This window comes from Bradyrhizobium sp. BRP56 (assembly GCF_020194035.1).
In the GTDB taxonomy this organism is placed as follows: domain Bacteria; phylum Pseudomonadota; class Alphaproteobacteria; order Rhizobiales; family Xanthobacteraceae; genus Bradyrhizobium; species Bradyrhizobium australafricanum.
In genome coordinates this window covers 50,381-62,858 of sequence record NZ_JADYVV010000014.1, presented here as the reverse complement: position 1 = coordinate 62,858, position 12,478 = coordinate 50,381, and the positions used below count along the sequence as shown (strand labels likewise).

Annotated in this window: 13 protein-coding genes; 10 read left to right on the top strand and 3 right to left on the bottom strand. The window is 65.8% G+C overall.

From position 1 onward, the window contains the following. The first annotated feature begins 1 nt into the window (after position 1). The 5 genes from I6F38_RS12635 (at position 2) to I6F38_RS12615 (ending at position 4,413) form a co-directional block, all read left to right on the top strand. A complete protein-coding gene (locus tag I6F38_RS12635) occupies positions 2–1,102 on the top strand; it encodes a CaiB/BaiF CoA-transferase family protein (RefSeq protein ID WP_225160554.1) in 1,101 nt (366 codons plus the stop codon). 27 nt (positions 1,103–1,129) lie between these two features. After that, complete coding sequence (locus tag I6F38_RS12630) at positions 1,130–1,984, top strand: MaoC family dehydratase N-terminal domain-containing protein (RefSeq protein WP_225160553.1); 855 nt, start codon at positions 1,130–1,132, stop codon at positions 1,982–1,984. 103 nt (positions 1,985–2,087) lie between these two features. Further along, the gene (gene hisC / locus I6F38_RS12625; protein ID WP_225160552.1) at positions 2,088–3,143 is read left to right on the top strand and encodes a histidinol-phosphate transaminase; all 1,056 of its coding nucleotides are present in this window, start codon (positions 2,088–2,090) and stop codon (positions 3,141–3,143) included. Between the two features lie 83 nt (positions 3,144–3,226). Beyond that, a complete protein-coding gene (locus I6F38_RS12620; RefSeq protein WP_225160551.1) occupies positions 3,227–4,117 on the top strand; it encodes an MBL fold metallo-hydrolase in 891 nt (296 codons plus the stop codon). Between the two features lie 107 nt (positions 4,118–4,224). Beyond that, the gene (locus I6F38_RS12615; protein ID WP_038386258.1) at positions 4,225–4,413 is read left to right on the top strand and encodes a hypothetical protein; all 189 of its coding nucleotides are present in this window, start codon (positions 4,225–4,227) and stop codon (positions 4,411–4,413) included. A gap of 114 nt (positions 4,414–4,527) precedes the next feature. Here I6F38_RS12615 and I6F38_RS12610 read toward each other — a convergent pair whose 3' ends face one another. Next, on the bottom strand, positions 4,528–5,127 hold the full coding sequence (locus I6F38_RS12610) for a VOC family protein (protein ID WP_225160550.1): 600 nt from the start codon (positions 5,125–5,127) through the stop codon (positions 4,528–4,530). 113 nt (positions 5,128–5,240) lie between these two features. Between I6F38_RS12610 and I6F38_RS12605 the strand changes: the two genes are divergently transcribed. From I6F38_RS12605 to mdlC, 4 genes are all read left to right on the top strand, one after another. Further along, a complete protein-coding gene (locus tag I6F38_RS12605; RefSeq protein WP_225160549.1) occupies positions 5,241–5,747 on the top strand; it encodes a helix-turn-helix domain-containing protein in 507 nt (168 codons plus the stop codon). 98 nt (positions 5,748–5,845) lie between these two features. After that, positions 5,846–6,229 carry a tautomerase family protein gene (locus I6F38_RS12600; RefSeq protein WP_225160548.1) on the top strand — a complete coding sequence of 128 codons (384 nt, stop codon included), beginning with the start codon at positions 5,846–5,848 and terminating at the stop codon, positions 6,227–6,229. 128 nt (positions 6,230–6,357) lie between these two features. Continuing rightward, positions 6,358–7,245 carry a BJP family subclass B3 metallo-beta-lactamase gene (blaBJP, locus tag I6F38_RS12595; protein ID WP_225160547.1) on the top strand — a complete coding sequence of 296 codons (888 nt, stop codon included), beginning with the start codon at positions 6,358–6,360 and terminating at the stop codon, positions 7,243–7,245. Between the two features lie 264 nt (positions 7,246–7,509). Next, on the top strand, positions 7,510–9,138 hold the full coding sequence (mdlC, locus tag I6F38_RS12590; RefSeq protein ID WP_225160546.1) for a benzoylformate decarboxylase: 1,629 nt from the start codon (positions 7,510–7,512) through the stop codon (positions 9,136–9,138). A 124-nt stretch (positions 9,139–9,262) separates the two neighbouring features. On the opposite strand, the gene I6F38_RS12585 is transcribed toward mdlC, so the two are convergent. After that, positions 9,263–10,807, bottom strand: coding sequence for a 4-hydroxyphenylacetate 3-hydroxylase N-terminal domain-containing protein (locus tag I6F38_RS12585; protein ID WP_225160545.1), 1,545 nt, complete (start codon positions 10,805–10,807; stop codon positions 9,263–9,265). A 90-nt stretch (positions 10,808–10,897) separates the two neighbouring features. On the opposite strand from I6F38_RS12585, the gene I6F38_RS12580 reads away from it, so the two are divergent. Beyond that, on the top strand, positions 10,898–11,512 hold the full coding sequence (locus tag I6F38_RS12580; protein WP_225160544.1) for a TetR/AcrR family transcriptional regulator: 615 nt from the start codon (positions 10,898–10,900) through the stop codon (positions 11,510–11,512). A gap of 113 nt (positions 11,513–11,625) precedes the next feature. Here the strand turns inward: I6F38_RS12580 and I6F38_RS12575 are convergent, their stop codons facing one another. Beyond that, entirely contained in the window at positions 11,626–12,420 is a 795-nt protein-coding gene (locus I6F38_RS12575; RefSeq protein ID WP_225160543.1) for an SDR family oxidoreductase, read from the bottom strand. Between the last annotated feature and the right edge of the window lie 58 nt (positions 12,421–12,478).

The following is a 12,478-nucleotide window of genomic DNA, read 5'->3' as shown; positions in this document are numbered from 1 at the left end:
CATGCTGCCGCTTGAGGGATTGACCGTCATCGCCGTCGAACAGGCGGTTGCCGCGCCGTTCTGCTCGTCACGCCTCGCCGACGCCGGCGCCCATGTCATCAAGATCGAGCGACCCGAGGGCGATTTCGCCCGCGGCTACGACGCCGCGGCGAAGGGCCAGAGCAGCTACTTCGTCTGGCTGAACCGCGGCAAGGATTCCGCCGTGGTCGACCTTGCCACCAAGGATGGCCGCGCGCAGCTCGAGGAGCTCATTGCGGGCGCCGACGTGCTGCTGCAGAACCTCAAGCCGGGCTCGATGGACAAGCTCGGCTTCTCGCGCGAGCGGCTGCGCAAGGATTACCCGAAGCTGATCATGTGCACGATCACCGGCTATGGCGACACCGGGCCGTACGCCGACCGCAAGGCCTATGACCTGTTGATCCAGGCCGAGAGCGGCCTTGCCTCGATCACCGGCGGCCCGGAAGGCGCCTCGCGCGTCGGCATGTCGATCGTCGATGTCGCGACCGGCGCCACCGCGCATGCCGCGATCCTCGAGGCGCTGATCGGCCGCGGCCGCACCGGAGACGGTGCCGACATCCGGATCTCGATGTTCGACGTGATGGCCGACTGGCTCACCGTGCCGCTGCTCAATGCCGAGGACGGCAAGTCGCCGAAGCGGATCGGCCTCGCCCATCCCTCGATCGCGCCCTATGGCGTGTTCCGCTCGAAGGACGGCAAGGAGATCCTGATCTCGATCCAGAGCGAGCGCGAGTGGAAGACGCTGTGCGCCAAGGTGCTGGACCAGCCCGGCCTGCCCGACGATCCGCGCTTTGCCAATATGGTCGAGCGCGTGCGCAACCGCGCCGTTACCGACCAGATCGTCAGCGACAGCTTCGGCAAGCTGACGCGCGAGGAGTTGCTGGCGAAGCTTGCCGAGGCCGACATTGCCTTTGCCGAGGTCAACAGCATGGACGACCTCGCGAAACATCCGCATCTGCGCCGCGTCGAGGTCGACACGCCGAACGGCAAGGTCAGCTATCCGGCGCCGGCCGCGATCGTGGTCGGCGAGGACAGGCACTACGGCAAGGTGCCCGCGATCGGCGAGCGCACCAGACGTTCCTGAAATCCCTCCTGCCCGGGCAACACAATCATGAGCGACAAACTCGACCTCGATCATCTCCGCCAGTGGATTGGCAAGACCACGGAGGCCTCCGACGTCGTCACCAAATATCTCGTGATGGGGCTGCGCGCGACGCTGTTCCAGGAGATCGGCGAGCCGAAGGCCGGTGACGCCGCGCCGTGGACCACGCATTGGTGCCTGGCGCAGCCGGTGTTTCCGATGTCGCAGCTTGGCCCCGACGGCCACCCGACGCGCGGGGGCTTCCTGCCGCCGGTGCCGCTGCCGCGCCGGATGTGGGCCGGCGGCGAGCTGGAATTCTTCGACAGCTTGCGCATCGGCGATGAGGCCAAACGCAGCTCGAAGATCGTCGACGTCACGGTCAAATCAGGCTCGACCGGCACGCTGTGCTTCGTCTCGGTCAATCACGAGGTGACGACCTCGCGCGGGCTTGCGGTGCGCGAACGGCAGGACATCGTTTATCGCGAGATGACGAGCACGCAGGGCGCTGCGCCGGCCAAGGCGCCGCCGCCTCCGCCGGTCGCGCAGCATCGCGAGAGCCACGTCTCCGACCCGGTGCTCTTGTTCCGCTACTCGGCGCTGACCTTCAACGGCCATCGCATTCATTACGACCGCGACTACGTCACCAAGGTCGAGGGCTATCCGGGCCTGATCTTCCACGGCCCGCTGCAGGCTTCCTTCATCGTCGAGTTCGCCGCCAAGCTGCGCGGCGGCAAGCCGCCGAAGAAGCTCGCCTATCGCGGCGTGCAGCCGCTGTTCGAGGGCAGCGAGTTCTCGATCAATGCCAGCGACAAGGACGGCGGCATGGAGCTGTGGACCGCGAATGCCGAGGGCCAGCCGACCATGAAGGGCACGGCGACCTGGTAACGCGCGAGCACGACGCCTGTCATAACGCGAGGGAATAAAGAGGCGCTTTCATCAGCGCCTCGTATTCCTTATTGTGATCGCGTTCATCCCTGGATCGCAGATCATGAGTCGCTTCTGGAGTTCGGTCGTCCACAATCTGTCGCCATACGTGCCCGGCGAGCAGCCGAAGATCGACGGCCTTATCAAGCTCAATACCAACGAAAACCCCTACCCGCCGTCGCCGCGCGCGGTGGCGGCGATCACAGCGAACACGGATCGCCTGCGGCTCTATCCGGACCCACGCGCAACCGCGCTGCGTGAGGCGATCGCGAGGCGCTACGGCGTCACGGCGGACGAGGTGTTCGTCGGCAACGGCTCGGACGAGGTGCTGGCCCACGCTTTCCCGGCGCTGCTGAAGCACGATGCGCCGCTGCTGTTTCCCGACATCACCTACAGCTTCTACCCGGTCTATTGCCGCCTCTATCGCGTCAGCTACGAGACCGTGCCTCTCGACGCCGCGATGCGGGTGAACCTTGCCGACTACCGGCGGCCCGGCAGCGCCATCCTGCTGTGCAATCCGAACGCACCGACCGGCACTGCGCTGCCGCGCGCCGCGATCGAGGCGCTGCTCGCCGAGCATCCCGACCGGCTGGTGGTGGTCGACGAGGCTTATGTCGACTTCGGCGCCGAGAGCGCCGTGCCGCTGGTCGCGCGCCACGACAATCTGCTCGTCATCCAGACGCTCTCCAAATCGCGCGCGCTGGCCGGCTTGCGCGTCGGCTTCGCCATCGGCCAACGCCCGCTGATCGAGGCGCTGGAGCGCGTCAAGGACAGCTTCAACTCCTATCCGCTGGACTGCTTCGCGATCGCCGGCGCGGTTGCCGCCATCGAGGACGAGGCGTGGTTCGAGGAGACGCGGCAACGCATCATCAGGAGCAGAGAGGCGCTGGTCCGTGGCCTCATTGAGCTGGGCTGCGAGGTGCTGCCGTCGCAGGCGAATTTCGTGTTCGCCCGCCATCCCAGCCATCGCGGCGCCGATCTCGCCGCGAGGTTGCGCGAGCGCGCCGTGCTGGTGCGGCATTTTCAGAAGCCGCGGATCGAGGACTTCTTGCGCATCACGGTCGGCACCGACGATGAGTGCGGCCGCCTGATCGGCCTGCTGCGCGGCATGGTCTCATAGCCGTTCACCAACTTGCGATCGACGGCGCCACCCTGCATAGTGACCGCGCGTTGGGATGCACGGTTCTCCGGGAAGGAGCGGTCATGCGATTTGCGATCGGCGACGCAACCGTCGACGTCATCGTCGACGACGACGATTTCGGCCTTCCGCTCGCCGAATTCCTGCCCGGATACGATCGCCGCGTGATCGAAACGCATCGCGCCACGCTGGAGCCGGTGTTCATCGACCTCGCCCGGGGCCTCGCGAAACACGCGATCCAGAGTTTTGTGGTGCGAACCGGCGGCCGAACGCTGCTGATCGACGCCTGCATCGGCGAGCACAAGGACATCCCCGAGATTCCCGCCTGGCATCGGCGGCGCGGCAGCACCTTCCTCGAGCGGCTGCACGCGTGCGGCGTCGACCCGGCCGGCATCGACGTCGTATTCTGCACCCATCTGCATGTCGATCACGTCGGCTGGAATACCCGCCAGGACAGCGGCCGCTGGCAGCCGACCTTTCCCAACGCGCGGTATCTGTTCGGCCGCCGCGAGCTGGCCGACTGGATGACGCAGCATGATGCCGGACGTGCCCCGCCGATCCACGCCCGCGCCCTGGAGCAGAGCGTCATCCCGATCGTCGAGGCAGGCCGTGTCGATCTGGTCGACGATGGCCATCAGTTGGGACCGGGCCTGCGGCTGGTCCCGCTGCCGGGCCACACCAGCGGCCAGATGGGGCTGATGGTGGACTACGCACAACATCGCGCGATCTTTTGCGGTGATGCCGTGCACAATCCGGTGCAGATCTTCCAGCCCGATCTGTCGACATCATCCTGTGCCGACCCACAGCTCGCGCGCGAGACGCGGATGAGTATCCTGGCAGAGGCCGCGGACAGCGGCCGCCTCGTCATACCCGCCCACTTCCGCGGCCCGCGCTGTGCCCATGCTCGCCGAGACGGCGGTGGCTACGCGCCGGTGTTCGATGCGCGGCATGGGTAAGATGCAACACCCGGCGCCACAGCTCACCGCGTGAAAGCCGGGCCTATCATCCCGTCCGTTGGAACCGAAACCCGGGTCGTGCGTTCCCCGCCCTGACGGAGGACGCCATGCTTAGAGACGAACAGGTCGCGGTTCTCTGCGACATCGCCCAATCCATTGCCTTCGCCGACGACGTGCAAGGCGAGGTCGACCGGCTCATCAGGGAGGGATACGTCGCCAAGGACGGCGACCTCTACGAGCTGACGCCGAAGGCCGAGAAGGTTTTGTCCGAGCGCGGCGCCTGCCTCAAGGCGTGACGCCGCCTACCCGGCCGGCGTACACCCCGGCAACCTTGACGCCGAGCGCGGCGGTCCGTTCGCGAAACTGCGCGATCGATTGCGCCGCCATGACGGATACTCCTGTTTGATCCTTCACTCCGGCAGCGGGCTCCCGGCCTGTTCGCGCACGATGTAATCGGCGTACCAGTCCGGCCAGTTCGCATCGTGGCCGCCGGCTCGCTTCTCGTGCTCGCCATGGGCGGCCGATGCGCGCCGCAGCGCGGCGGCCAGATCGGTCGATGAGGTGAACGTCGCGCTGTTTCCGTCGACGCGACCGGGCAGACGCCGTGTCACTTGCTGCAACAGCCAGACATTGCCGTCGGGATCGTTGAAGGTGGCGAGCGAACCGTAGCTCGGCCGCTCCGGATCGGGTCCCTTGATGCGGCCCGCCGCCCCGCGATGGAACACCTCGCTGACATCGGCGCCACGCGCGATCAGATCGGCACGCGCCGCCTCGATGTCGTTCACGATCAGGAAGCGCGGCAGCTCGGATCCCTTGTCGAGATGGATCGAGGTCGGCGAGCCCGGCGGCGTCAGCTGCAGCGCCCGGGACCCGTCCGCCCTGACGAAATCGGCGTCGAGCCGCCAGCCGAGATTTTCATAGAAGCGCTTGGCCCGGTCGACATCGGACACGGGAATCACCACGACCTCGAGCTTCATGTCGATACCCGATTTCCTGCTTTCGGTACTCATGGCGCGCTCCTTGAAATGTGAGGGACCGGGCCGGAAACGCCCGTTGCACCCACGTTGACGATAGCGCATATTGCTATGAAGATCATAGTAACAATGCGGATGAAGAAAACGTGATGGCAAGGCCAAAGGGCAACCCTGCTGACCCAACGCTGTGTCCGGTGGCGCGCGCAGAGACCGTGGTGGGCGATCGCTGGACGGTGCTGGTGCTGCGCGAGCTGTTCGCGCGCAACCATCGCTTCGAGGAGATTCAGGCCTATACCGGCGCGACCCCGCAGATGCTCACCGCGCGGCTGAAGAAGCTGGAGGCGGACGGACTGGTGACGCGGCGCGTCTACAACAAGCGGCCGCTGCGCCACGAATATCATCTGACGGAGAAGGGCGCGGCGTTCTTCCCCGTCATGTTTGCCCTGCGCGCATGGGGCGAGACCTGGTGCAAGTCACCCAGGGACGGTCTTTCGATGAACTATACGCACCTCGTCTGCGGCAAGCCGGCCGGGCTCGGTCCGGTCTGCCAGTCCTGCGGCAAGCCGCTGCATTGGGCGGACATGGTTGCGGAGCGAACGCCCAAATATCAGAGAGAGCGCGATGCGCGCTGGGAGACCTTCAAGGCGGCCCGCTGAACGCAACGACCGCGCCGGTGCAAGCGGACGATGCCCGTTTGCACCGTCGCACGTCCCGATCACGCGGGGCCGAGCCCCGCATCACACAGGAGACCACCATGCCATTCGTTCGTATCGACCTGAAGCGCGGAAAGCCCGCGGAATATCGCAAGACCCTTGGCGAGATCGTCTACAAGGCGATGCGCGAGGTGATCAACGTGCCCGAGAATGACAAGTTTCAGGTCATCACCGAGCACGACCGTAGCGACCTGAACTACGCCGACAACTATCTCGGCAACACCTACAGCGACGACCTCATCTTCATCCAGATCACCATGAATGCCGGGCGCACCGTCGAGATGAAGAAGGCGTTCTACAAGCGGATCGTGGACGACTATCAGAGCCAGCTGCAGGGACGGCCGGACGATGTTGTCATCAACCTCGTCGAGGTCGCCAAGGAGAACTGGTCGTTCGGCCACGGCATCGCGCAATACGCGAGCTGAACGCAGAACAGGAATGCGCCGGACGGACGGCCGCTTGCCCGGCGGCTTGCCGTGCGCAGCTTGCGGCCGGCGTCGCCAGCACGCATAGTGCCGCCCGTGCACGAACAACAACAAAGAGGGAGGCAACCATGAGGACGATCGCAGCCGCGCTGTGCGCGCTCACGCTGATCGCAACCGGTGCGCAGGCACAGACGCTCAAGGACTTCATGGCTGTTGTCATGAAGAAATGGACCGCGCCGTTCGAACCGTTCCAGCTCATCGACAATATCTACTATGTGGGCACTGACGGGATCGCGGTCTACGTCATCAAGACGTCGCAAGGGCTGATCCTGATGGACACGGCGATGCAGCAGTCGACCGGCATGATCAAGGACAACATCGCCAAGCTCGGCTTCAAGGAGGGCGACATCAAGATCATCCTCAACACCCACGCCCATCTCGACCACACCGGCGGCTTTGCCGAGATCAAGAAGGAGACCGGCGCGCAACTGATCGCCGGCGAGCGCGACAAGCCGCTGCTCGAAGGCGGCTACTATCCGGGCGACGAGAACAACAGCGATCTTGCCTTTACGCCGGTGAAGGTCGACCGCACCGTCAAGGAAGGCGACAAGGTGACGCTCGGCGACACCACGCTGACCGCGCACACCACCCACGGCCATTCGCCCGGCTGCACCAGCTGGGAGATCACGGTCAAGGATGGCAGCCAGGCGCGCAACGTGCTGTTCTTCTGTAGCGGAACGGTGGCACTGAACCGGCTGGTCGGCCGTCCGACCTATCCCGGCATCGTCGACGACTACCGCTCGACCTTCAGCAAGGTCAAGGCGATGAAGGTCGACGTGCTGCTCGGGCCGCATCCGGAGGTCTACGGCATGCAGGCCAAGCGGGCGCAGATGAAGGACGGCGCGCCGAACCCGTTCGTCAAGCCGGGCGAAAATGCCACCTACGTGGCCGGGCTGGAGCAGGATTTCGACAAGCAGCTCGCCAAGCAGACCGCCGCGCTGCAGAAGGCCAATTAGGTAGTCACCCCGTCATCCTGAGGAGCGCGTAGCGCGTCTCGAAGGATGAACGGCCCCGCCGTGGCCGTCGATCCTTCGAGACGCGCGCAAGCGCGCTCCTCAGGATGACGGGATAGCCGCCTACGCAAATTTGCAGCCGTTGCCGCGGCAACTATGGGCCCAGCGGCTTGACATCGTCAGGCAATCCATCGACAGGTGGATTGCCTTTCCGCTTTTGCCGCCCGCAATGACGGAACGTAACAAGACAGAAATGGGAGCCGCCCGATGTCCTCGCGCAAACCCGCCGCCAGCAAAGGCACGACCGTCACCGTCAAGGACGCCACCTTCGGCCTGCTGCGCGCGTGGGGCATCAAGAAGGTGTTCGGCAATCCCGGCTCGACCGAGCTGCCGTTCCTGAGCGACTGGCCCGACGACATCGACTACGTGCTCGGCCTGCAGGAGGCATCCGTCGTCGGCATGGCCGACGGCTACGCGCTGGCGACGCGCAATGCCGGTTTCGTCAATCTGCATTCGGCGGCCGGCGTCGGCAACGCGCTCGGCAACATCTACAACGCCTATCGCAACCAGACCCCGCTGGTGATCACCGCGGGCCAGCAGGCGCGCTCGATCATGCCGCTGCAGGCCTTCCTCTATGCCGAGCGGGCCTCCGAATTCCCGCGGCCTTACGTGAAATTCGCGGTCGAGCCGGCGCGCGCCGAAGACGTGCCCGCCGCGATCGCGCGCGCCTATTATGTCGCGATGCAGCCGCCCTGCGGGCCGACCTTCGTCTCGGTGCCGATCGACGACTGGGCGCATGCGACCCAGCCGCTCGACGCGCGCCAGGTCAGCCGCGAGATCGGCCCCGATCTGTCGGCGATGCAGGCATTGGTGGCCGCGCTCGGCGAGGCCAAGCGCCCTGCCCTCGTCGTCGGCCCGGCCGTCGATCGTGCCGAGGCGGTCGATCTCATGGTGAAGGTGGCCGAGAAATCGAAAGCCGCGGTCTGGGCCAGCCCGTTCTCGGCGCGCTGCTCGTTCCCCGAACGGCATCCGCAGTTCGCCGGCTTCCTGCATGCCGCGCCGGGCCAGCTCTCCGATGCGCTGCGCGAGCACGATCTCGTCGTCGTGGTCGGCGCGCCGGTCTTCACCTTCCATGTCGAGGGCCATGCCGCGATCTTCGACGGTTCGACCACGATCTTCCAGATCACCGACGATCCGGACGCCGCCGCGATGACGCCGACCGGCCACAGCATCGTCGCGACCATGAAGCCCGCGCTGACGGCGCTGCTCGAGATGCTGCTTGAGACGAAACGCACCGCGCCGGCTGGCCGTGTCCTGCCGCCGGCTCCGGCCGCCGGCGACCCGATCCCTGCCGAATACGCGCTGCACGCGCTCTCGGCCGCGATGGGGCCGCATGATGCGCTGGTCGAGGAAATACCGTCGCACCGCCCGCTGATGCAGAAGGCGATGCCGATGCACGGCCAGGACAGCTTCTACACCATGGCGAGCGGCGGCCTCGGCTACAGCCTGCCGGCCGCGGTCGGCATGGCGCTCGGTCGACGCCAGGGACGCACGGTCTGCCTGATCGGCGACGGCTCGGCGATGTATTCGATCCAGGCGCTGTGGACATCGGCGCAGCGCAAGTTGCCGCTGACGGTCGTCGTGCTGAACAATTCCGGCTACGGCGCGATGCGCTCGTTCAGCCAGGTGATGCAGGTGCGCAACGTGCCGGGCCTCGATCTGCCCGGCATCGATTTCGTCAAGCTCGCCGAAGGCCTGGGCTGCGACGCCGTGCGGGTGACGAAATCAGCCGAGCTTCCGGGCGCCTACCAGCGCGCCCTGTCGCACCAAGGCACCAGCCTGATCGAGGTGATGGTCGATTCCGCGGTGCCGCTGCTTTACACACAGAAGAGCTGAGCGGCAATCTCGCCACGTCATTGCGAGCGAAGCGAAGCAATCCATCTTTCGGCAAGTGGAGATATGGATTGCTTCGTCGCTGCCGCTCCTCGCAATGACGGCTGGACATATATTCGCAACCTTATTACGAGGGCATTGGATCGCCGAGCATGGCCGCCGCTGACGGCGTCGGCACCTCGCAGCCGGTTGCGCAGCAGCGCCCGGGCTGCTTCGACACCCGTTGTCCCTGGTCGACGAGGTCGCGGCCGAGCAGATTCTCGACCAGCTCGGCCTTCTCCATCACCGGATAGTTGCGCCAGATCTCGCGCTTCATTGCCTCCGGCGAGCCGCCGCCGTGCAGCGAGATCACCGAATACCAGCCGGCTTCGTGCGAGACGGTGAGGTCCTCGATCAACCGCGCCACCTCGGCGCGCTGCTCGGCCGGGATATCGGGACGTCCGCCCATGACAGCGGCAAGCGAGGCGCGCGTTTCCGGATTGTGATCCTCGTCGGGACCCGGCAGCGCGACGATCAGCCCGCCGGAGACGTAATGCGCGACGCGGTGCATGTCGTAGATCTTGGTCGCCAGCAGCAGCTTGCCGATGTTGGAGAACACCGCGTCCGGCATCACCGAGCCCGCCGGATCCTTCGTGCAGTAGACCGAGGAGGCGACGCCGCAGGCATAGAAACTCTCGGTGATGGTAATCAGCTCGACCATCGCCTCGCGGATGTGCGCATGCTTCTCGGCATCGAGCCCGTTGGCCTCGATCATCAGCGCGCCGGCGCCGATCAAGAGATCGCCGAAGCCGGCACGGGCGCCGATGCAGGAATGCCGGTGATGCGTCGCGTATGAGGTGGTGAGGAAGCCGCCCTCCTCGGTCTCGCCGGCGAGGAACACGCGGTCATGCGGCACGAACACGTCGTCGAACATCACGACGCCGACCGACTGGCCGTACTTGGCGGAAAGTTTCGCCGCGGCATCACCGGGCCGGCCGGCCGGACGCGCGACGATGGTGACGCCGGGCGCATCGACCGGCACGGCGCAACAGACCGCAAAATCCTTGTCGGCGGGCACGTGGGTGCGGCACGGCATGACAAGGAATTCGTGCATGTAAGGCGCGCCGGTCACGATCGCCTTGGTGCCGCGGATCACGATGCCGTCGGGCCGGCGTTCCTTGATGTGGACGTAGACGTCCGGATTGACCTGCAGGCCGGGACGCTTCGAGCGGTCGCCCTTCGCATCGGTCATGGCGATGCCGAGCGTCAGATCCTGGTCCTGCACCTCGTGCAGATAGTTGAGGAAGCGCTGGCTGTAATCGGTGCCGTGGCGATCGTCGGTCAGCCTGGTCGCCTGATAGAGACCGTTCAGCGCATCATGGGTCAGGTAGCGCTGTGCGCAGCCCGACGTCCTGCACACCAGCCGCACCGCCTCGAGCTTGTCGAGCAGGTCCTGCGAGCTCCGATCGATGTGGAGCATGCGGTTGACGGTCTTGCCCGAGGTACCCTGCCGCGCCGTCATGATCGGCACGTGCTCGGGCTGCAGCGCGAAATCATAGGTCACGCCGACGCCCGCCACGCCCGGCGCCAGCAACGGCTCGTCCGCGACGCTCGCCACGGCCGCGCCGTTGACGAACACACGCGGCTTGTAGCGGCGCAGGGATTCCCGGTAGTCCGCAGCCGTCATCAGCATGGCGCTTCTCCCTTGCTCATTTATTCTAACGTTGTTAAATTATCTAACGCTGTTGGAATTGAGTCAAGACGGATTCGCCGGGCCATGCAGATGCGCGAGAGCAGGAAGGAAGCGGTCAGCCGCCACAAGCGGGAGCTGATCCTCGACGCAGCGCGCAGCGTGTTCGCGGAGGAAGGCCTCGAGGGCGCGAGCCTGCGGGCGATCGCGATGCGGGCCGGCTACACGCCGGCGGCGCTGTACTTCCATTTCGATTCCAAGGAGGCGATCTATGCCGAGGTGCTGCGGCAATCGCTGGCCTCGCTCGGCGAAGCCGTCAGTGCGGCAGTCGCAACAACGCGCGGCGCCAAGCAGAAGCTGCACGCCGCAGGCATGGGCTTCTTCCGCTATTACGCGGACAACCCGCGCGACCTCGATCTCGGCTTCTATTTGTTCCGCGGCGGCATGAAGCCGGCCGGGCTCGGCCATGACCGCGATCACGCGCTGAACGCCGCGCTGGAGGCGGCGCTGCATCCGATCGCCGAAGCCGCAGAGGCGCTCGGCGCTTCCAGGTCGAAGGCGAACACGGTGATGGTGGACTGCTTCGCGCATGCGACCGGCCTCCTGCTGCTATTGCACACCGGCCGCATCAGGATGTTCGGCGCCTCGGCGCCCGATTTGATGGATGCCTATCTGCGCGACAGGATCGCGCAGATCGCAAAGGAGTGAGGCGCCTCAGTTGCGAGGCCGATATCGTAGCCCGGATGAAGCGCAGCAAAATCCGGGATTCACGCGCGCACGTTCGACCCGGATTACGCTTCGCTCCATCCGGGCTACAGGTCTCACTTACCGTGCGCTTCCCGCATCTTGGCCTGGATCTTGGCCATGCCGCCGATCCAGCGGTCGTAATTCTCGGTCTTCTTGCGCATGTAGCCGAGCACCTGCGGATGCGGCAGGATCAGGAAGGTCTCCTGCTCGATGCCCTTGAGTGCATCCTGCGCGACCTGCTCGGCGGAAAGATCGCCGTCGCCGGATTGCGGGCCCTTCGGAATCGAGCGCAGCATGCTGGTGTCGACGCCCTGCGGACAGAGGATCGAGACCTTGATGTTGTCGGCGCGGTGCGAGATCGCGAGGTTTTCCGCAAAGCCGACCGCGGCGTGCTTGGTGGTCGAATAGGCCGGACTGCCGACCTGCGACAACAGGCCCGCGGCCGAGATCGTGTTGAGGAAATAGCCGCCGCCGCGCGTCTTCATGCGCGGCACCAGATGCCGCGCGGCATAGACATGCGCCATCACATGGATCGCCCAGCTCCGCGACCACGGCTCGTCCGAGGTGCCGCCGGCGTTCACCGACAGCGGATCGAAGCCGCCGCCGATGCCGGCATTGGAGCAGAACAGCGCGATCGGGCCGAACATGCGCTCGGTCTCGTCGATCACATGCAGGATGTTCTTCTCCTGCCCGACGTCGCATTTGAAGGCGGCACCACCGACCGTGGCCGCGACCTTCTCGGCCGCGCCATGATCGAGGTCGACGACCACGACCTTCGATGCGCCCGCGGCATGGAACGCCTCGCACAGCGCCTTGCCGATGCCATTGCCACCGCCGGTGACCACCACAACCTTACCTGCCACCTGCATGGCTATCCTCCCGATATCTTTGCTCGTACGTTGTTGCCTTGCCCATGCTGCCCTGCGC